Origin of the sequence: Ensifer adhaerens (genome assembly GCF_028993555.1) — a bacterium.
In the GTDB taxonomy this organism is placed as follows: domain Bacteria; phylum Pseudomonadota; class Alphaproteobacteria; order Rhizobiales; family Rhizobiaceae; genus Ensifer; species Ensifer adhaerens_I.
This window is the reverse complement of the sequence record NZ_CP118611.1, coordinates 137,964-159,118: the sequence shown is the minus strand read 5'-3', so window position 1 is coordinate 159,118 and position 21,155 is coordinate 137,964. Positions and strand designations below refer to the sequence as shown.

Below are 21,155 nucleotides of genomic sequence, written 5' to 3'. Positions count from 1 at the left end.
GGCGGAGGGAACCTATGTCTTCACGCGAGCTCTTGGGGTCGGCGCAGGATGCGCTTTGGCTCGCCTCTCCGGGCAGCGGCGACTTCAACACCGACGCCAAAGCATGCGGAGCATTTCTGTGAGCACTACCAGGAATGATGAGGCGCGCGCCAACCGGTCCGCGCTGCGCGTCCCCGCACTGGGTCTCGTCGCCTCATTGGCTGCGACCCTTGCAAACTCCGTCGCACCACTGGCGCTGATCGTCGCCTCCGGGCCTGCACTCGCAGACAGTATCGGCCAAAACGGTGCTGCCGGCGGAAATGCGCCGAATTACTCGACTGCCGCCGGCGGTGGCGGGGCAGGCACTGCCGGCGATGGCTCGGCGACCGGCACCGGCGGAGGTGGAGGCGATACGGGCGGCTCAGGCAATCGCGGCGGCTCGGGGGGCGCTTCGGACAGTGGCGGCGGCGGCGGTGGCGGCTACGGGCTTGGCGCGGGCGGCGGCGGCGGCGGCGCGGGTGGTGCAGGCCTCACGCTATCCACCGACCAGGTCAACAATGCGACAATCAAGGGAGGCAATGGAGGCAATGGCGGCTTCGGGAACGCCAATTGGGCGCAATCCTGGAACTACGCCGGCGGCGGCGGCGGCGGTGGCGGCGGGTCAGGCATCATCGTCACGACGGGAACGAGCCTTACCAATTCTGGCCTGATATCGGGCGGCAATGGTGGTGGCGGCGCGGACGTTAGCGGGCCAGGAATCCCCAACTCATTCGCCAACCCCTCGGGCAACGGCGTGGGCGGCAATGGCGGCAACGGCATCACCGCCACCGCCTCCGGCGGACTGACAATCACCAATTCTGGTACGATCCAGGGCGGCGGCGGCGGAACGGACTACCACAACGTCCAGCCCTATCGCCCGCAGGCCGGCGGCTACGGCATCATCGGCCAAAACCTGAGCATCACGAACAGCGGAACGATTGCCGGTGGTGCGCGCGGCGGGGCAGGCGTCTCGCCCGGTAGTCTTTCATCCGCCATCGTTATTACCGGCGGTACCAACACCATCACGGCTCTTGCCGGCAGCATCGGTGCGATTGATCTCAATGCCGGCGCAACGACCCTTGCGGGCGTTTTCAACAACACAGTCCAGGTCAATGGCGGCGCCACCCTCGCCCTCGGCGCGTCCGGCGATGCGACCGGCTTCACGAGCCTCAGCAATGCCGGAGGCACGATCACGATCGGCGACGGCAACACCCTGTCGGCCGGGACAATCGCCAATTTCTCGGGAGGGAGGATCACCCTGGGCGTTGGTTCGGTCCTCTTTGGCACGGGCAACACGTTGAACAACGATGCCACCATCGATGTCGGCACCGACGGTGTCGTCATGGACAATGGCGATATCAACAACAACGCCGGCGGGATCATTAACTTCAATGGCCCGGGCGGTACGGCGCAGCTTTCCCCCGGCACCGGCAACGTCAACAACAGCGGCCGGATCAATGTTGTCGGCGGTGACGTCGATGTGCGGATGAGCAACATCAACAACCAAGGCAATGGCCTGGTGTCGCTCACCGGCGGCGACATGTTCGGCGTGTCTACACTCACAAACTCCGGCACGGCGACGCTGAACATTGCTGCGGGCCGCAAGCTCAGCCTGCAGACCCTGGCCTTCAATGGCGGTACCATCTCGGGCGCCGGCACGATCGAGGCTACGAATGCCTTCAACCTCTGGGGCAACGGCACTGTCGGTGCGACACTCGCAGGCGCGGCAAATCTGACGAGAGGCGGTCCCGGGACGACAATCCTCACGGGCAACCACACCTATACCGGCGGCACCACGGTTCATGCCGGCGAACTGCAACTCGGCACTGCCGGCACGGCGGGCTCGATCCGGGGCCAGGTCAATGTGAACGGCGCCGGTACATTCACGCTCACCAATGCCGACACCACGGGTGTTACCGGTATCACGAACGCCGGAAAAACATATTTTTACAACACCTCAAGCGCAGCCGGTGCCACGATCGCCAACACCGGCGAACTCTATTTCTACAACACCAGCAGTGCTGGCAGCGCTGTCGTGACCAACAGCAATTTCCTCGAATTCCACGACACGAGCACGGCTGGCAACAGCAATATCACCAACAACAGCGATCTTCTTTTCTACGACAACAGCCGCGCTGGAACTGCCACCATTGCCAACAACAGCGGCAGCTTTCTGAATTTCCACAACACCAGTACTGCAGACAACGCCGGCATCACCAACGACGCCTTGCTGTCCTTCTACGACAGCAGCACGGCCGGCAGCGCAGAGATAACCAACAACCGCGACCTTACCTTTTATGATGCAAGCGGGGCGGGCAGCGCCAGGATCACGAACAACGACACCCTGACCTTCCGCTCGACCACCACAGCTGGCAGCGCCAGGATCACCAACAACTCCAGCCTGGCATTCCTCCACAACAGCAATGCCGGCGATGCCGAGATCACCAATGGCGCGGCGGGTATTGTCGATTTCTCGGGATCGACGGGTTCCGCCGGCAATAAAAAACTGACCGCGGGCTCGATCGCCGGCGGCGGCTCCTATCTGCTTGGTGACAACGAGTTGACTGTCGGCTCGAACGGCCTGTCGACCGATGTGAGCGGGACGATCAGTGGCACCGGCGGCTCACTGGTCAAAGCTGGCGCCGGTACGCTGACCCTGACAGGAGAGAACACCTATAGTGGCGGAACGACGATTTCGGGCGGCGTGCTCCGGATCGGCAACGACGGTGTGGGCGGCTCGATCCTGGGCAATGTGGCCAACAACGGCGTGCTCGCCTTCAACCGCAGCGACGCCGCCACCTTCGCCGGCGCGATCTCGGGAAATGGCGCGGTGCGGCAGACCGGTTCCGGTACGACGGTCCTGACGGGCGCCAACGGCTACGCCGGTGGCACGACGATTTCAGGCGGCACCTTGCAGATCGGCAATGGCGGCGCGACCGGCTCGATCCTGGGCGATGTGGTCAACGACGGCATTTTGGCCTTCAACCGCAGTGACGCCGCCACCTTCGCCGGCGCGATCTCCGGCAGCGGTGCGGTACGGCAGATCGGCTCCGGCACCATGACCCTGACGGGCGCCAACACCTACACCGGCGGCACGACGGTCGCGGGCGGGACACTCCAGATCGGCAATGGCAGTGTGGCCGGCTCGATCCTGGGCGATGTGGTCAATGACGGCATTTTGTCCTTCAACCGCAGCAATGCCGTCACCTTCGCCGGCGCGATCTCCGGCAGCGGCGCGGTACGGCAGATCGGTTCCGGTACGACGGTACTGACCGGCAGCAGTACCCATACCGGTGGCACCACGATCGCGAGCGGCGTGCTCCAGATCGGCAATGGCGGTGTGTCCGGCTCGGTCGCCGGCGACGTCGTCAACGACGGCGTGCTAGCCTTCAACCGCAGCGATGCCGTCACCGTCGCCGGCGCCATCTCGGGCAGCGGCTCTACACGGCAGATCGGCACAGGCACCACCATCCTGACGGGCACCAGCACCTACACCGGCGGCACCACGATCACCGGCGGCACGTTGCAACTCGGTAATGGCGGCGCGACCGGCTCGATCCTGGGCGATGTCGTCAACTACGGCATTTGGGCCTTCAACCGTGGCGATGCGCTCACTTTCTCAGGCGCAATCTCGGGCAGCGGTTCTACACGGCAGATCGGTTCAGGCACCACCATCCTGACGGGCACCAACACCTACACCGGCGGCACCACGATCACCGGCGGCACGTTGCAACTCGGCAACGGCGGTACGATCGGTTCGATCCTGGGGGATGTGGTCAACGACGGCGTGTTGGCCTTCAACCGCGGCGATGCGATCACTTTCTCAGGCGCCATCTCGGGTAGCGGCGCCGTGCGGCAGATCGGTTCCGGTACAACGGTCCTGATCGGAGCCAACAGCTATACGGGGGGAACGACGGTCGCGGGCGGCACGCTCCAGATCGGCAATGGCGGTGTGGCCGGCTCGATCCTGGGCGATGTGGTCAATGACGGCGTACTCGCCATCAACCGCAGCGACGCGTTCACCTTTGCCGGTGCCGTCTCGGGCAACGGCGCGGTGCGGCAGATCGGTTCAGGCACCACGATCCTGACCGGCACCAGCAGCTACATCGGCGGCACGACGATTTCAGGCGGCACGGTGCAGCTCGGCAATGGCGGCGTGACCGGCTCGATCCTGGGTGATGTCGTCAACGACGGTGTGCTCGCCTTCAACCGCAGCGACGCGTTCACTTTCTCAGGCGCCATCTCGGGCAGCGGCGCCGTGCAGCAGATCGGTACGGGCACAACGGTCCTGACCGGCAACAATACCTATACCGGCGACACTACGGTCGCGGGCGGCCAGTTGCAGTTCGGCGGCGGCGGCGCGGGCGGCACCAACACGCTCGGCGGCAACCTGATCGTGACCGGCGGTACGCTGGCGATCCAGACGCCGGCAGCCGTAAACGTCGCCCAGGCCGTAACCTTTGCCGACAACACTGCGCTATCCATCGTCGCGGGTACGAACACCCCCGCGCTGTCGGCCGACAGCATCACGATCGGCAACGGCGTCGGCTTCAATATCGGGGGCATCAATGATGCGAGCCAGCTCGACAAGGTACTGATCGACACCCGCTCTGGGATAAGCGGCGACTTCGCCAGCGTCAGCGTCGGCGGCTTCAACGGCACGGTGGACTATCTGACCATGTTCGCCGGCAAATCGGCCGACAATCTGCAATATCTCGCCAGCTACGGCCTGAGCTGGACCGCCGGCAACAATCTCGCCCACGGCACCTTCACGCTGGCCAATGCCACCGACAGCTTCACGGTGGGCGCAGCACTTGTCGACCAGGTGGCAAGCCCCGCGACGGGATGGAGCGGCACGTCACTGACCAAGGCCGGCGCGGGCACGCTCATCCTGACCGGCAGCAACACCTATAGTGGCGGGACGACGATTTCGGGTGGCGTCTTGCAGCTCGGTAACGGCGGCGTGACCGGCTCGATCCTGGGCGATGTCGTCAACGACGGCGTGTTGGCCTTCAACCGCAGCGATGCGCACACCTTCGCCGGCGCCATCTCGGGCAACGGCGCGATGCGGCAGACCGGTTCAGGCACCACGATCCTGACGGGCAGCAACAGCTACACCGGCGGCACCACGGTCGCGGGCGGCACGCTCCAGATCGGCAATGGCGGTGTGGCCGGCTTGATCCTTGGCGATGTCGTCAACGACAGCGTGCTCGCCTTCAACCGCAGCGATGCGTTCACTTTCGCTGGCGCCGTCTCAGGCAACGGCGCGGTGCGGCAGATCGGTTCCGGTACGACGATCCTGACCGGCAGCAACAGCTATACCGACGGAACGACGGTCGCCGGCGGCATGCTCCAGATCGGCAACGGCGGTACGACCGGCTCGATCCTGGGCGATGTCGTCAACAACGGCATGCTCGCCTTCAACCGCAGCGACGCGGTCACCTTCGCCGGCGCCATCTCGGGCAACGGCGCGGTGTGGCAGACCGGTTCAGGCACCGCGATCCTGACGGGCAGCAACAGCTACACGGGAGGCACCACGATCTCGGGCGGCATGCTCCAGATCGGCAATGGCGGTACGACCGGCTCGATCCTGGGCGATGTCGTCAACAACGGCATGCTCGCCTTCAACCGCAGCGATGCGTTCACTTTCGCTGGCGCCGTCTCAGGCAACGGCGCGGTGCGGCAGATCGGTTCCGGTACGACGGTCCTGACTGGCAGCAACAGCTATACCGGCGGAACGACGGTCGCGGGCGGCACGCTCCAGATCGGCAATGGCGGTGTGGCCGGCTTGATCCTTGGCGATGTCGTCAACGACAGCGTGCTCGCCTTCAACCGCAGCGATGCGTTCACTTTCGCTGGCGCCGTCTCAGGCAACGGCGCGGTGCGGCAGATCGGTTCCGGTACGACGATCCTGACCGGCAGCAACAGCTATACCGACGGAACGACGGTCGCCGGCGGCACGCTCCAGATCGGCAATGGCGGCGCGACCGGCTCGATCCAGGGCGATGTCGTCAACGACAGCGTGCTCGCCTTCAACCGCAGCGATGCCGTCACCTTCGCCGGCGCCATCTCGGGCAGAGGAGCGGTGCGGCAGACTGGTACCGGCACCACGATCCTGACGGGCAGCAACAGCTATACCGGCGGAACGACGGTCGCGGGCGGCACGCTCCAGATCGGCAATGGCGGCGCGACTGGATCGATCACCGGCAATGTCGTCAACGACGGCGTGCTCGCCTTCAATCGCAGCGACGCGTTCAACTTTGCCGGTGCCGTCTCGGGCAACGGCGCAGTGCGACAGGTCGGTTCCGGCACCACAATCCTGACCGGCGACAACACCTATACCGGCGGCACCACAGTCACAGGCGGCACGCTCCAGATCGGCAATGGCGGTGCGAGCGGCGCGATTGCCGGCAACGTTCTTAACCACGGGGTGCTGGCCTTCAACCGCTCTGACACGCTCACCTTCTCCGGCTCGATCTCGGGCAGCGGCACTGTGCAGCAGATCGGTTCAGGCACAGCGGTCCTGACCGGCAGCAATGCCTATATGGGCGACACCATCGTCTCCGGTGGGCGCTTGCAGTTCGGCGACGGCAGCGCGGGCGGTAGCAACAGTCTGGGCGGAAACCTGACGGTGACCGGCGGCACGCTGGCGATCCTGACGCCAACGACCCTGACCGTCGAACGGGCAGTCACCCTCGACGACGACACCGCGCTGTCCGTCGTCGCCGGCACGAACAGCTCCACGCTGACCGCCAACCGCGTCACGATCGGCGATGGCGTCGCCTTCAGCATCGGCGGCATCAACGATGCGAGCCAACTCGACAAGGTGCTGATCGACACCCGCTCTGGTATAAGCGGCGACTTCGCCAGCGTCACCGTGGGCGGCTTCAACGGCACGGTCGACTATCTCACCGTGTCCGCCCGCAAATCCGCCGACAACCTGCAGTACCTCGCAAGTTATGGCCTGAGCTGGACCGCCGGCAACAATCTCGCTCATGGCACCTTCACGCTGACCGATGCCACCGACAGCTTCACGGTGGGCGCAGCACTTGCCGACCAGGTGGCGAATTCCACCACGGGCTGGAGCGGTAGTTCACTGACCAAGGCCGGCGCGGGCACCCTCATCCTGACCGGAAGCAACAGCTACACGGGCGGCACTACGATAGCAGGCGGCGTGCTGTCCATTTCGCGCGACGCCAATCTCGGCGCGACCACGGGCGGCTTGAGCTTCTCGGGTGGTACGCTCATGACCACGGCGAGCTTCGACACCGCGCGCGCCGTGTCGTTGAGGCAGGCCGGTCGCTTCGATGTTGCCGCGAATACTGAGTTTGGTGTGACCGGGATCGTCTCTGGCAGCGGCGACCTGATCAAGCAGGGCAATGGCACGCTGAGGCTCGACAACGGGGCAAACGCCTATGGCAACACCCTGGTTGCGGCCGGCACGCTGATCGGCAACGCAAGGTCGATCTCGGGCGACATTCGCAATGCCGGATCGGTCGCCTTCGACCAGGTCAGTGACGCGAGCTTTGCCGGCGATATCAGCGCGCTCAACGGCGCGCGCGGCACAATGACGAAGCGCGGCGCGGGCGCGCTCACCCTGACCGGCACGTCATCGCTCGACTGGACAGTGGAGGCCGGCGCGCTGGTCTCCTCAGCCGAACGCTTCACAGGCAATGCCGCCATCGCCTCGGGCGCATCCCTGGCGTTCGACCAGGCCGCCAACGCGGCCTATGCCGGCGTGCTTTCGGGCAATGGCGACTTTAACAAGACTGGCCTGGGCAAGCTTAACCTGACCGGCAATTCCTCCGCTTTCTCCGGGACAACCACGGTCGGGAACGGCACGCTCTCGGTCAACGGCGTACTCGGCGGCACCGTCGACGTGCTGGCTGGCGGTCGTCTGCAAGGTTCCGGTTCGGTGCGCAACGTGAAGGTCTCGGGCACGGTCGCCCCGGGCAACTCGATCGGCACGCTCAACGTCGCCGGAAACGTTACCCTTGCAGCAGGCTCGACCTACGAGGTCGAGGTGAACGCGGCCGGCCAGTCAGACAGGATCGTTGCCACCGGAACGGCGACCATCGGCGGAGGCTCGGTCAAGGTTCTGGCGGACACGGGTAGCTATGCGCCGGAGACAAAGTACACGATCCTGACCGCCAACGGCGGCCGGAGCGGCACTTTCGGCGGCGTGAGCTCGAACCTCGCTTTCCTCGATCCTTCACTCAGCTACGACGCCAGCAACGCTTATCTGAAGCTGACCCGCAACAATATCGACTTCTCCAGCGTCGGCGTGACACCGAACCAGATCGCCACCGGCGACGGCGTCGAAAGCCTCGGCCGAAGCAATACGGTCTACAACGCCATCACGAACCTGTCGGCACCGCAGGCGCGAAACGCCTTCGACCAGCTGTCGGGCGAGATCCATGCATCGCTGAAGTCGGCGCTCACCGAAGACAGCCGCTTCACCCGCAACGCCATCAACGAACGCCTTCGCGCGGCTTTTGACACGGTCGACACCGCGAACAGTACGGTTACGAGCTATGTCGACGGCAAGCCGGTCGCGGTCGACGCGACAACCGATCGCCTGGCGTTCTGGAGCCAGGGGTTCGGCTCCTGGGGGCACACCGATGGCGACGGCAACGCCGCGCGTCTCAACCGCTCGACGGGTGGATTCTTCGCTGGAGCGGACGCCCCGGCGTTCGACAACTGGCGCTTCGGCGCGATCGCGGGCTACAGCCACACCAGTTTTGACGTGAAGGACCGCTATTCGTCCGGTTCGAGCGATAACTACCACGTTGGCCTTTATGGCGGCGCGAACTGGGGTGATCTCGCCCTGCGGGCCGGTGCCGCCTACACCTGGCATGACGTCTCGACCTCACGGAACGTCAACATCCCCGGGTTCAACAACACCTTGAAGGGCGACTACGATGCAGGCACGGCGCAGGTCTTCGGCGAACTTGGCTACGGCTTCCCCATGGGCGCGGCCCGGTTCGAGCCCTTTGCCAATGTCGCTCTTGTCAGTGTTCATACGGATGGCTTCACCGAGAGCGGCGGCGCTGCCGCACTCGGCGGCCAGAGCGACACGACCGAATCGACGCTGACGACACTGGGTCTTCGCGCCTCGACCACCTTCGACCTCAACGGCGCGGCCCTGACGGTCAAAGGCATGGCAGGCTGGCGTCACGCCTTCGGTGATGTGCTGCCACTCTCGGCGATGCGCTTTGCCGGTGGCGGCGACACCTTTTCGATCGCAGGGGTTCCAATCGCGCGCAACGTGGCTGTGATTGAAGCCGGTCTCGACTACGCCCTTTCGCCAAGCGCAACGCTCGGCGTGACCTATGCGGGCCAGTTCGGCTCGGACGTCTCCGATCAGTCCGCTCGCGTCAATCTCAACATCAAGTTCTGAAAGCCCTTGCATGACAAGCAGCAATATCCGGTTCCTTGGACTCTCTTCCGCAGTGCTCGCGATTGCCGTGGGCGTGGCACTATACCTTGTCCCGGAATTCGCGTCTTCGAGCCCGACCCAGCCCACACCGGTCACCGACACCCACGACGATCCTGCGCCGCAGCGTTTCCAGGTGGCCCAGGCAAGTGGCCAAACTACCGTTGCTGCAACGGGATCGTCCTTGCCGGGCGGCGCATCGTCGCTGAACGAGACCTACAAGGACTGGCGCGTCGCCTGCGTGCAGGATGGCAACGCAAAGCGCTGTGCGCTGTCGCAGGTCCAGGTACAAGAGAACGGACAGCGCGTGCTAGCAATCGAGTTGAATGCACTGTCCGTAAATACTGTGTCGGGCACGCTGGTTCTGCCGTTCGGTCTGGCGCTCGAGCCCGGCGTCACCTTCCAGATCGACGACAAGCAGGCGATGCAGCCCGTGCACTTCCGCACTTGCGTCCCGGCCGGGTGCCTCGTTTCAGTGACCTTCGACACCCCAACGCTGGTCGCGCTGCGCGCCGGCGCGGCGCTCAAGGTCAAGGCAGTCGCTGATGGCGGGGCAGCGGCACCGTTCTCAATCTCCCTGCAAGGATTCGGCACTGCGCTTGACCGTGTGGAGACGCTGGCACGCTAGAATTGGCCAAACCTGCTACATGCGTGTGCCCGGTCATCTCCCGGAGATTTCATCGCCTGCAATCGGCGGTCTCGGGTGTAGCTTCGGAAGCGAGGAGGCAGGGTGTTCCCGCCCCTGACCAACGCCATAGCGAGGCCGTCTACACCTTTGGGAGAGGTGGTTATGGAAGCAGTTCGTGCGGAACGGCGGCTGGCTGCAATTCTTGCCGTTGACATTTTTCGTTGTTCCTCGTCGAAGTCGACAAGGCCCGAACCCTGGCAGCCGTAAAGGCGTGGCGGGGAGCGGAAAAAAGTGAGCGGGAAGGTTCTTTGGGTAGTCGAAGCCTTTTCAAAAAGAGGCATTCGCGCCGGGCCGACTATGACCGGGTTCTGCACGGTGGAATTGGAGGGCCTGATGAGTATCACCAATCCGTTGATGACGATCCCGCGCGCCAGGGCGTCGGCGCGGGCAAGAGCGATCGGCAGTCCCGTGTTGTTGTGTCCGCACCGTGAGAGGTCGAGAAGGCGGCGCGCGCCGATATGGCCCTTGAACTCGATCAGTTTCGTGCCAAGAGGATTGCGTCCGAGATCGAGGTGACGTGTCGCGTACCAATCGGGCGGGCTTCGAGCTTGCGGCGAAGGCTTCGGCATCCTTGGCATCGTCGATCACCTGCCAGGCGACGACCGATATTCATCCGCCCGCCCGGCCCATTAAAAATAGCCGATGGCGATGCGTCCCAGGTGACCGCGTGCCACAGACATAACGAGCCCTCCATGGGTTAGGTGTCCCGGTTCCCGGATCGTCCCTTGAGACGTGCGCGGAACTGTGCCTCGGAACCAGACGGGCGGCCCTGGAAAGCCGCCCGTCGTGTTGAGCCTGCCTTCTAGTTACCAGGCTTGTTCTTAATTGCGGCGTCGATCTGCCGCTTGACAGCATCAAGATTGAACGAAGCCGGGTCTTGCATCGGCGGATAGTCAATCGCCGTGAGCGCCAGTTTCGCGACCTCCTGCTGGACGCTGACGAACCGCCAGAACTCGCGAGCGAAGAAGTCATTCATATAGCCCCCGCCGAGGTCATTGAGGCTTTGCTGACCAATCGACGGTGTCCGCTCGAATGGGTCCTGGCGGATATTTACCATGGTGGGCATGTCGGTTGTTACCTTGCCACCGGGCCAGCCCTGCGGCTGTTGGAAGAACTGGAACTTGAAGTTGTCGATGCGAACCGCCCCCAGAGAAGGGCCGCCGAAGTAGAAGAATTCATGCCGTGCAGATGGGGTTTTTCCCTCCAGCAGGCCCACCTGATTGTAGCCATCAAGATGATTCTTGTAGGTCCTGTCGCCCAGCTTCACACCCTTGAGCAACTGCTCAGTGATCTCGGTGTTGCCGGCTGCCGCCGCCAATGTGGGGAACCAATCCAGGGCCGAAAATATGCCGTTCTCGACGCTACCCTGCTTGACCTTGCCGGGCCAGCGAATGATGGCCGGTGCGCGGAAGCCGCCTTCCATTACGGTACCCTTGGTGCCCTTGAACGGGGTCATGCCACCGTCGGGCCAGGTAAAAACCTCCGCCCCATTGTCGGTCGTGAAAACAACGATGGTGTTGTCGGTCTCACCCGCATCTTCCACGCATTTCATGAGAGCGCCCACGCTGTCATCAAGCTGTGCCACTCCAGCTTCTTCGAGGCCGTAGTTTGTGTCGCTGTTCATGAGGGCTTGGTATTTGGGCGACAGAAAAGTCCAGACGTGCATGCGCGTCGTGTTGTGCCAGACGAAAAACGGCTTGCCGTCGGTCTTGGCTTTGTCCATGAAATCGCACGAAGCCTTCACCAGCACTTCGTCGAACGTGCCCATGTCGTACTTGGCCTTGGGTATTATGTCGTGCATGTTCGGCACGTTGGCCATGTCGGGATACGGCGCCAGTGGGCCCTCGTCCACGATCCTCTGCTTGCCGATCTTGCCCCAACGCGGCTGTTCGGTTGTGTCGTCCGTGTCCGTTGCAAAGCTGTGGACCAAATTGCGTGGCCCCACCTTGTCCCGGTACGATTGGTCATTCGGGAACGAATACCAATAGGGGTCTGACATCGCATCAAGGTGATAGAGATAGCCGAAGAACTCATCGAAGCCATGCAGCGTCGGCAGGTACTTGTTCAAATCTCCAAGATGGTTCTTGCCGAACTGGCCGGTGGCGTATCCCTGGGCCTTGAGGACGGTGGCCAGGGTTGCCGCCTTGTCCGGCATGCCGACGTCTGCCCCCGCTTGACCGACGGTCGTCAAGCCGGTGCGCAACGGGATCTCACCTGTGATGAAGCTTGCTCGACCCGCGGTGCAGCTTGCTTCCGCGTAGTAGTCGGTGAATAGCATGCCCTCGGCGGCAAGCTTGTCGAGGTTTGGTGTCTTCCCGGACATGATACCCCGGTGATAGGCGCCAATGTTGAACCAACCAACATCATCGCCCATGATGACGACAATGTTGGGCTTTTGCTGATCTTGCGCGGCTGCCGGCATAGTTGTTGCTGACGCAACAAAAGTGGAAGCCAGCAGACCGAACCAGATGTTTTTCATCCTGCTCATGGTCTGGATTCCTCCCTGGCTGCCCGAAATGGGCCGGCAGCCTGCGCCCCTTTGGCCTTGGCCCTGGAAGGCAATTGTGGTCATGCCGTTGCGGTTCGGAATGCGCCCGGTCTGCATGGCGGCGCGGCCAGGCGGTCAACGCGGTTGGGCGTAGAAGCAAAAGAAGGGCACGCCTTCATCTACACCAAGACCATAACTAATGGTTGCAACAGTCGTTCATCCTCCGCCGAACGTGCAGCGACGCGTTTTCCGAACCGGAAGTTGGCTCACGGTGGCCTGACCACGTGCCTATCCTTGCACTGATAGGTGCGCCGAAGTCGCCGCGCGTCTGTTGTCGTCGAACCTGGAACTACGCCGAGTTCACGCAATTGCTACTTACGCGAAAGCCACTGATTGCATCCCAGCCTAGTCAGGAACGCGCCTCGGCGATATTGTCCTTTGGGGCAGCGCGTACGAATTGGCGCGGTCTGGATCGATCAGCAATCGCATGCGTGTAGAAACCGGACGCAGCACGGTTTTGGCGCGGGGGACGGGACTAGATTCTGAAATAGTTGAACGCCGACGAGCAACCGCCCCGGCCGCATCGCACATCCGAACGCATAGACGGACAATGGCGCAAAGGACGTTCAATATGGTTCGTGCATCAACGAAACCATGGAACCCGTTGACCTGGATCGCATCCGCATTTCTTTGCCTTCTGCTGTTCTTGACCCTTGTGACGGCCGGGCCCTTGTCGGCGGAGGTCGTGGACCAGGTGCCACGCATCCTCATCCTCTATCCCTATGACGAGAGGATTCCGGCAACAACTATTGCTGGCGAGACCCTGAGAAATCGACTGCAGCAGGCGACAGCGGGGAAGGTCGATCTGTTCTCGGAATTTCTCGACCTTTCCAGGTTCCCCGAGAAGGTTCACATCGACCGGATGGCGCGATATCTCAGTGAGAAATACGCCGACCGACATCCGCATGTAGTGATTGCGCTTGGTGAGGAGGCAACGGGCTTCATCGTCAGGTACCGGCATGCGATCGCCCCGGATGCGAAGATCGTGTTCTGCGGTTTCAGCGGCGCGGACGCCGCGAAGTTGAGCCTACCGAGCGACGTCGTCGGAGCCTTTAGCGAGTATGACATCGCAAAAACCCTTCTCATGGCGCGCGGTCTCCAGCCGGATGCCCGCGATCTGGTCATCATCGGTGGGTCCTCAGATTTCGACCGCTCCTGGCTTGCGACGGCGCGCAGGAGTCTCGCCGGCCCCGCAAGCGGTCTTAGAACGACCTACGTCGAGGATTTGACCATCGATGAATTCGCGGACCGCGCCTCGCATGTGCCGGAAGGGAGCATCATTCTTGTCCTGACCGTCTTTACCGATCGCAGCGGCCGCAACTTCATTCCTCGCAACGCTCTCGAACGGATTGCCGCCAAGGCGAGCGCTCCGGTCTACGGTCCGTATTCCACTTATATCGGCCACGGCGCCGTCGGTGGTAATACCGTCACCTTCGAGTCAGTCGGAAAGGCGGTCGCCGAACTCGCCATCGACGCGATCGCGGGAAAATCGATCGCCAACGTCAACGTGCCGAAAACCTTTGTCGCCGACGCGAGAGAGTTGACGCGCTGGGGTTTACCGGAGAGCGGGCTTCCTGCAGGGACCGTCGTGAGCTTCAAGGAGAAGAGCCTCTGGGAAACATACTGGGCAGCGATCATCAGCATCGTTGCGGCGCTTGCGCTTCAGGCGGCGATCATCACGGTGCTTCTGTTCGAGCAACATCGCCGGCGCGCCGCGGAGCAGGAATCCCGGCTTCGTCTGCTTGAGCTCGTTCATCTCAACCAGTCGGCGACGGCGGGAGCGCTCTCGGCATCGATCGCTCACGAACTGAACCAGCCGCTCGGGGCGATCCGCAGCAATGTCGATGCCATCGAAATCCTGCTTCGAAAAGAGCGGCCGGATCTCAACCTTATCCGGCAGATTCTCGTAGACATCGGCGAGGACGACCAGCGTGCCAGCGACATTATTGTTCGACTGAGGGGACTGCTGAAGAAGCGAAGCGAGATCGACTGGCAGGAATTCGACCTGAACGAGGTGGTCAACAGCGCGATCTGTATCCTTCGCGCCGAGGCGGGACAAAAAAGCATCGTCGTCAGCTCCAGCGACCCAACCCGGGCGCTGCCAGTGCGGGCCGACAAGGTACATCTCCAGCAGGTCATTCTCAACCTCGCCACCAATGCGATGGATGCCATGGTCGACGCCGCGGCGACTGAACGGAGGTTGGTCTTTCAGACCGCGCTGATCGAGAATTCCAAGGTTGAGCTATCGATCTCCGATACCGGCCGCGGCATCCCGAGCGACCAGCTCGACCATGTTTTCCATGCGTTCTACACGACCAAGCCCACAGGCACTGGGCTGGGTCTCTCGATCGCCCGCGCGATCATCGAAACCTATGGCGGCAAGATATGGGCGGACAATCGTGCCGAAGGCGGCGCCGTGTTTCGTTTTGTCCTGCCGCTTGCTCACCCCGGATGACCCAATTGGAACCCGTCATTCATATCGTCGACGACGACAAGTCCTATCGCACCGCGCTGGCACGGTTGATGGAGGCATCCGGCTTTGGTGTCGTCACCTATGGCTCGGGTGAAGAGCTTTTGGCCCATCTGCCGCGCTCTGCCCCCGGATGCATTCTCCTTGACCTGCAGATGCCGGGTCTGAGTGGGCTCGAGTTGCAGGACCGGCTCACCGAGAAAGCGCCGCTGCTGCCAATCGTGTTTCTGACGGGACGTGGCGACATCACGGCGAGCGTCCGGGCGATGAAGGCCGGCGCCGAAGACTTCCTGGAGAAGCCGGCCCCGAGGGAGGCGTTGCTGGAGGCCGTTGAGCGGGCGCTGCTTCGCTCAGAGATACGGCGCGCCGAACTCGATCGCGTCAATGCACTCCAAGCGCGTCTGGAGACCCTGACGCCACGCGAGTTCGAAGTTTTCGGCCTGATCGTCCGCGGCAAACTCAATAAGCAGATCGCTTACGATCTCGGTACCTCCGAGCGAACCGTCAAGGCGCACCGGCACAACGTCATGGAAAAGCTTGGCGTTCATTCGCTGGCCGAGGCCGTGTCGATCGCAGAGAGACTGAGACTTCTCGACCCGACAGCAAAACCGCCTGAAGATGTGCACGATGCCGTTCGCCGCACTTCCCCATAGGACAATATCCAGCCTTCGACGTTGGTCCTACGATCGTCATGATCGGGGCTGGACATGCCCTTCCGCATGGGCCTCAGAAAGGCATCCACTTGGAAAGCCAACGCAAAGTGGCCGTCGTGGAAGACGATCCGAGCATGCGCAAGAGCGTCGCACGGCTCTTGAACGCGCATGGTTTCGCGACGGAAGGATTTGTCTCGGCCGAGGCCTTTCTCAGCCGCGCCATATTGAGCGAGATCAGCTGCATCGTGCTTGATGTCCATCTCGGCGGCATATCCGGCATCGAACTCTGGCATCGGCTTAAGGACTCCGGCTCGAAGATCAAGGTCATCTTCATCACCGCCGTCGACGATCAGGCGCTCGAGTCGGCGGCGATCCAAGGGGGCTGCATCGCCTATCTGCATAAGCCATTCCCGGCCGACAAGTTGATCAGCGCGGTCAACAGGGCATTGACTGTTTCGCCAGACGATTGAAGGCGCTCGAGCCCGCCTCCCCAAAGGATAATAGGCAGCGATCCAATTTTTCGTTCACAAACTGATCAAGTCGTGGACGCTCCCTCGCCCCCTGGAACATCGCACGCCACGCTTCGAGTACCTTCAGCTTTGGTGTCCGTGATCCTGGGACGCACCTACCTTAGTCGGTCAGTGAAACTTGTAGAGCCTCGTGGCCGTCGATCTTACCAGCGGCCGGCAAGTCCGGACGACTTCCCCTAAGGACAATATCGCTCGGTGGAGTTTCGCGTAATCTCAGTTGCGACGAGTTGTTTGAGCAGCCGCGCTTGGTTGCCGCCCGGTCACAAGCGCAAAACCTAGGAAGGAGCATGACAATGAACCGCATTGCGACTTTTTCTATGATTGCCTGCCTCTCCGCCCTGAGCTTCGCTGGGATCGCGCACGGCCAAGGTGCCGCAATGGACTGGCCCAAAGAGATTGAGCAAACTGTGCGCAACTACAGCGGCGACAAGATCAATGTCGTCGACGTAAGCACACTTGCGGAGCAGAACCAAACGCGCATGTGGGTCGAGCATGCCTCGCCGGAACAACGCGCAGCGCTGCTCGACGCGGTCAAGGCGAACAAGTCCCTGGCTGAAAAGCTGAAGGCTCAGAACGTCGAGATGGATAACATTGGTGGCGCTGAACAGGCGACTGACGGCGGTCTGACGATCTACGTTCGCTAACCTTCTCGGGATCAGCAAAGCGGGGTGCGGGACATCGATGGTATTTGCGCCGCATCCCGCTCCATTCGCGAGCATACCGCGGCAGGATTTCGGTACTCGCCACCGTTACAGGACGCCCCGCGCGCGAAACCTCCCCCTCCCCGTCATTTCCCGCAAGCCAAGCTCGCCGACGATCCGGCGGGCTGCCTTCGATGTAACGTCGAACGCCTTGGTGAACCATACCGGTCGAGACCAACTCGATCCGTTCCGGCGGTTTCGACGAGATGCGTCGACCTGTCAGCCTCCGCTCCATCATTTTCCGCGCCAACACCAGCCGGTCATGCTCCTTAAGCCCGATCTCGTCGGCCGCGGTCGGCCCTTGGGCGATGGCGAGCAGCCGGGCACGACATCATCAAGGCGTCGATGGTTGTTGGTTGGAGAGCTGCAACTGTCACTGTCGGGAATGACGAAACCGGCGACAACTTTCTAAGGGTCGAATTCAGTGTCGATCCGGGCCTGAGCGGTGTGTCAGATTGCGCGGCAGAAGCGGCGAGCGTCTTTTCTTGACAGATCGTTCCAGAATAACTATCTCACGGTGATGGCACGCAGCAAGGAATTCGACAAAGACAAGGCAGTGGCTGCCGCAATCGACGTGTTTCGCGAACACGGGTTCGAGGGCACATCGACCGAGATGTTGGTGCGCGCCATGAAGATCGGACGGCAAAGCCTCTACGACACCTTCGGCGACAAATGGGCACTCTACCGATTGGCGGTGGAACGTTATGTGTTCGAAGAAACTGAAGCCCACGCGGCGATGTTGCGTAGCAAGCCGCGGGCCATCGACGGGATCGCGGCAATGATCGAGCAAGTGGTGGAGCGCGCCCACCTTGCCTGCCTCGGTGTGAACTCGATCTGTGAGTTCGGACAGAGCCGGCCCGAGCTCAACGCGCTTCATCGTGCTGCCGACAATCGCTTGAGGAAAGCGACAATGGAATGCATCAAGCAGGCTCAGGTCGAAAGCGAAGTTGAAAATTCGCTGCCGGCGGAGGCCGTCGCCGGTTTCCTCATTGCCAGCATCGCTGGCATCCGAATTGCTGCCCGTGGGGGTGCCGCTCGCCAGGAGTTGGAATCTCTTGGGCGACTGGCGCTCCGTGCGATCCGGTAGCATCCAAAAAATTTTGCATAATTCTGGAACGATTAGTCAAGAAAGGAACTAACATGAAAGCAGTGATCATGAACGGCATCGGCGGTTGCGACGTCATGGAATTCGTCGAGCGCCCGGAGCCGGTGGTAACGGCCGGACACGCTCTCGTCGAGGTTAGCCTGGCGGGCGTGAACTTCATGGATATCGGCGTTCGGCAGGGCATGGCCTGGACGGAAATCCCGAACCCGAAAGTGCTTGGCGTCGAGGGTGCCGGCCGTGTGCTCAGCGTTGGCGACGGCGTCACGGGTCTTGCGGTCGGCGATCGCGTCGCCTGGGTCTACTCCCCCGGAAGCTATGCCGAGCAGCTATCGATCCCGGCAACGTCCCTCGTCAAAATTCCCGACTTCATCGATGATCGAACGGCCGCGTCCGTCATGATGCAGGGCCTGACCGCCAGCCACTTTGCCACCGATTTCTATCCCATCCAACCTGGGGACATCGCGCTGGTTCACGCAGCAGCGGGCGGTGTCGGCCTGCTCCTCACCCAGATCATCAAGCTCAGGGGCGGCCGCGTCATCGGACGCGTGTCATCGAAAGACAAGGTCGCGATCGCGAAAGACGCCGGCGCCGAGCATGTGATCATCGATCGTGACGGAGACTTTGCCGACGAGGTGATCCGCTGGACGGGTGGTCGTGGCGTTGATGTGGTGTATGACGGTTCCGGCCCCAAGACTTTCAAAGCGTCGCTCGAAGTACTGCGGCGATCAGGAACCCTCTGCTGGTACGGCCCCGTGCTGGGTGGCCCAGGCCCGCTCGATATCATGGGCCTGCCGAAGAGCGTCAAGATCGGCTATGGCGTCTTCTTCGACCACATCCACTCGCCGGAACTGCTTCGCGAGCGTGCCGGTCGGCTCTTCGACTGGATCAAGGAGGGATCTCTGAAGGTCACGTCGGGAGGCAGCTATCCTCTCAACGATGCTGCCAGGGCGCACGAGGACATGGCCAGCCGAAAGACAATTGGCAAGCTGCTGCTAGTTCCCTGATGTGCGAATGCGATTTAGCGTCGTCCGGGTTGAACAATCGAGACAAGGGCGCAGACGGCGGTGTACCCGCCCTCTGCGGACCCAAGCCGGTGGTTCGATTCCAAGGCGGGTTCAGACACAGAACCCATGTCCTTTTGGACTGCGGCCGCAATGACTGGTCTCACCCGATTGATATTTCTTCGGCGTCAACCCGAAGTGCGGCCCCACCGCTCGTGATGATCGGAATCGCTTCGGCGCATCCACCTGTCGGGCTGAGTTCCCGCCCGTTGCACCATCTGGAAGCTCCAAACCCAATGAAGACATGAATTGGGCGGCAATAGCCCGCATACGCCAACTGTGGTCATTCGGAAGGCGCACTGCTCTGTCGCCACGCCGCATTCTGCAAAACTGTTCGGTAGCCGTCAGGGTCCTCAAAGGTTTTCCCGTTGCGATCCCCAAAGGGATTGAACGACGGGACAGGTAAGAACCCAGCATCCCGCATGCGCTGAACAGCAGCTGCCCATTCATCGGCATCAGGCCTATAAAGACCATCAAGTTGTCTTGACTTGAGGCAAGTCCGACCGGATGCCCGTCCTTCTTCGTAAACTCAAAATGATACGGGTGATGGCCTCAATCTATAAATCGCTGAATTAGCACAGCTATATACTTGACAGAAGAACTCACCATTTCATAGAACGACCGTGCTTCGAGACGCGGTCCCGATCGCAACTGGAGCAGAGAATCACGACAGTCCGCACACACGGACGTGCCCTGTTTCGGGGTGCGAAGGCACTCGCGCGTTTTCTTGGAGGAGTTGGGAATGGGTGTTCTGGATCTTTCTTTGTCGTCAGCACCGCAACTGGCCTCATACATCCGAACATCGTTACGGCTCATCCATTTCTCGGGCCTGGTTCTCGGGCTCGGCGGCGCGGTGTTTCTTGATCTGATGTTGTCGCGCTATCGTCGGATGGTCGTCACCGCGGAACTCGTCGGGCACGTCGAATGGATCAGCCGGTTTATCGCGGCCGGGCTACTGTTGCTCTGGGCCTCCGGGTTGGGATTTCTCCTGCTCTATCAAATGACCGAACCCGAGAAACTGTTGAATCCGAAGATTTGGGCGAAGGTGACGATCGTCAGCATTCTCACGGTCAACGGTCTCGCCGTCCATCGCTTTGTCATACCGTTCATTCGCCGCCAGATTGGCTCCGCGCTCCTCTCGGAGATCAAGCCCGTCACGAAGACCGCGCTGATCGGATGTGGGGTGATTTCGCTTGTCTCCTGGAGCGTGCCAGTCATTATCGGCGCTGCGCCGCAACTGAATTTCGTGGTGCCGTGCGGGATCATACTTGGGGGCTACGCGGTGTTGTTGGTTCAGGCCTTTTTCATCGCCACACTTGTCATGCGCGACAGGAGCAAGAGGTGTGCGGGCATCACGGCCTGACACCACCGCAGCGATCGACGACACAGAGCGCGAAACAAACCCGAAGCAGGATTTCGGCCAGCCTACCGAAACAGGCGCGACATGCTTCTGCTGGGGTTCAAGCAACCGAGTGGCATACTCTCGGGGCGTGGGCGCGTGCTTGCCTAACTCGAATTGATTAGTCAAATACCTTAAAAATTTATTGATTTCGATCATCGCGCTTGCGACAATATACCTGTAATTGCGCTACCACAAAGCACACGTTAGAGAAGAGATTCGTGCTGGTTTTATTGCCGCGCAGTTCCTCCATTTCAAATCTCTCCATTTCAAAAGACGTGCGTATCGCTTGAGCCTCCGCCCCTGCGGAGGCTCAAGCATTTGTGAAAGGCCAATCGCAGGTCATTCGAGGACGGCCGGCTTTGCCGGGCTTCTCATCTTCCCGGCCGCGCCAGCGACCGGGCAATGTCAACGATATCATCCCTCGATGCTGCCGAGTCCCCTGTATTCCGGGCAACGCCCAGCCCGATCTTGCGATCGATGTTGCGCACTGGCCGAAGTTCGAAGTTGCGGTTCGGCAGATCGCGGCAGCAGAGCCTACTGCAC

At 61.9% G+C, this 21,155-nt stretch carries 10 protein-coding genes and 5 pseudogenes; 9 read left to right on the top strand and 6 right to left on the bottom strand.

What is annotated here, in order from left to right:
• Positions 1–118 precede the first annotated feature (118 nt).
• Both PWG15_RS21105 and PWG15_RS21100 read left to right on the top strand, forming a co-directional pair.
• On the top strand, positions 119–9,418 hold the full coding sequence (locus PWG15_RS21105) for an autotransporter-associated beta strand repeat-containing protein (protein WP_275025933.1): 9,300 nt from the start codon (positions 119–121) through the stop codon (positions 9,416–9,418).
• A 10-nt stretch (positions 9,419–9,428) separates the two neighbouring features.
• Complete coding sequence (locus tag PWG15_RS21100) at positions 9,429–10,082, top strand: invasion associated locus B family protein (RefSeq protein ID WP_275025931.1); 654 nt, start codon at positions 9,429–9,431, stop codon at positions 10,080–10,082.
• Positions 10,083–10,456: 374 nt separating this feature from the next.
• Here PWG15_RS21100 and PWG15_RS36465 read toward each other — a convergent pair.
• Together PWG15_RS36465 and PWG15_RS21090 are read right to left on the bottom strand one after the other, a co-directional pair.
• Positions 10,457–10,810, bottom strand: a pseudogene (locus tag PWG15_RS36465) (DUF1194 domain-containing protein); the annotation flags it as partial.
• A gap of 134 nt (positions 10,811–10,944) precedes the next feature.
• Positions 10,945–12,831, bottom strand: a pseudogene (locus PWG15_RS21090) (arylsulfatase).
• Between the two features lie 430 nt (positions 12,832–13,261).
• Here PWG15_RS21090 and PWG15_RS21085 point away from each other — a divergent pair.
• The 4 genes from PWG15_RS21085 to PWG15_RS21070 all read left to right on the top strand — a co-directional run bounded on the left by PWG15_RS21085 (position 13,262) and on the right by PWG15_RS21070 (position 16,987).
• Positions 13,262–15,145, top strand: coding sequence for a sensor histidine kinase (locus PWG15_RS21085; protein ID WP_275025928.1), 1,884 nt, complete (start codon positions 13,262–13,264; stop codon positions 15,143–15,145).
• Positions 15,142–15,813: a response regulator transcription factor gene (locus PWG15_RS21080; protein WP_275025927.1), complete on the top strand. Its 672-nt coding sequence runs from the start codon at positions 15,142–15,144 to the stop codon at positions 15,811–15,813. The genes PWG15_RS21085 and PWG15_RS21080 overlap by 4 nt, the downstream gene beginning before the upstream one ends.
• 107 nt (positions 15,814–15,920) lie before the next feature.
• The gene (locus PWG15_RS21075) at positions 15,921–16,283 is read left to right on the top strand and encodes a response regulator transcription factor (RefSeq protein WP_425536798.1); all 363 of its coding nucleotides are present in this window, start codon (positions 15,921–15,923) and stop codon (positions 16,281–16,283) included.
• A 353-nt stretch (positions 16,284–16,636) separates the two neighbouring features.
• Positions 16,637–16,987, top strand: coding sequence for a hypothetical protein (locus tag PWG15_RS21070; RefSeq protein ID WP_275025925.1), 351 nt, complete (start codon positions 16,637–16,639; stop codon positions 16,985–16,987).
• A gap of 105 nt (positions 16,988–17,092) precedes the next feature.
• Here the strand turns inward: PWG15_RS21070 and PWG15_RS21065 are convergent.
• A pseudogene (locus PWG15_RS21065) lies at positions 17,093–17,366 on the bottom strand (helix-turn-helix domain-containing protein); the annotation flags it as partial.
• 198 nt (positions 17,367–17,564) lie between these two features.
• Here PWG15_RS21065 and PWG15_RS21060 point away from each other — a divergent pair.
• Positions 17,565–18,131 carry a TetR/AcrR family transcriptional regulator gene (locus PWG15_RS21060; protein ID WP_275025924.1) on the top strand — a complete coding sequence of 189 codons (567 nt, stop codon included), beginning with the start codon at positions 17,565–17,567 and terminating at the stop codon, positions 18,129–18,131.
• Positions 18,132–18,184: 53 nt separating this feature from the next.
• On the top strand, positions 18,185–19,153 hold the full coding sequence (locus PWG15_RS21055; protein WP_275025923.1) for a quinone oxidoreductase family protein: 969 nt from the start codon (positions 18,185–18,187) through the stop codon (positions 19,151–19,153).
• Positions 19,154–19,297: 144 nt separating this feature from the next.
• Here the strand turns inward: PWG15_RS21055 and PWG15_RS21050 are convergent.
• Both PWG15_RS21050 and PWG15_RS36575 read right to left on the bottom strand, forming a co-directional pair.
• Positions 19,298–19,396: pseudogene (locus PWG15_RS21050) on the bottom strand (transposase); the annotation flags it as partial.
• A 97-nt stretch (positions 19,397–19,493) separates the two neighbouring features.
• Positions 19,494–19,634 carry a hypothetical protein gene (locus PWG15_RS36575; RefSeq protein ID WP_425536797.1) on the bottom strand — a complete coding sequence of 47 codons (141 nt, stop codon included), beginning with the start codon at positions 19,632–19,634 and terminating at the stop codon, positions 19,494–19,496.
• 318 nt (positions 19,635–19,952) lie between these two features.
• On the opposite strand from PWG15_RS36575, the gene PWG15_RS21045 reads away from it, so the two are divergent.
• Entirely contained in the window at positions 19,953–20,573 is a 621-nt protein-coding gene (locus tag PWG15_RS21045; RefSeq protein WP_275025922.1) for a hypothetical protein, read from the top strand.
• 410 nt (positions 20,574–20,983) lie between these two features.
• Here the strand turns inward: PWG15_RS21045 and PWG15_RS21040 are convergent.
• Positions 20,984–21,130 (bottom strand): annotated as a pseudogene (locus PWG15_RS21040) (LysR family transcriptional regulator); the annotation flags it as partial.
• Positions 21,131–21,155: the final 25 nt, after the last annotated feature.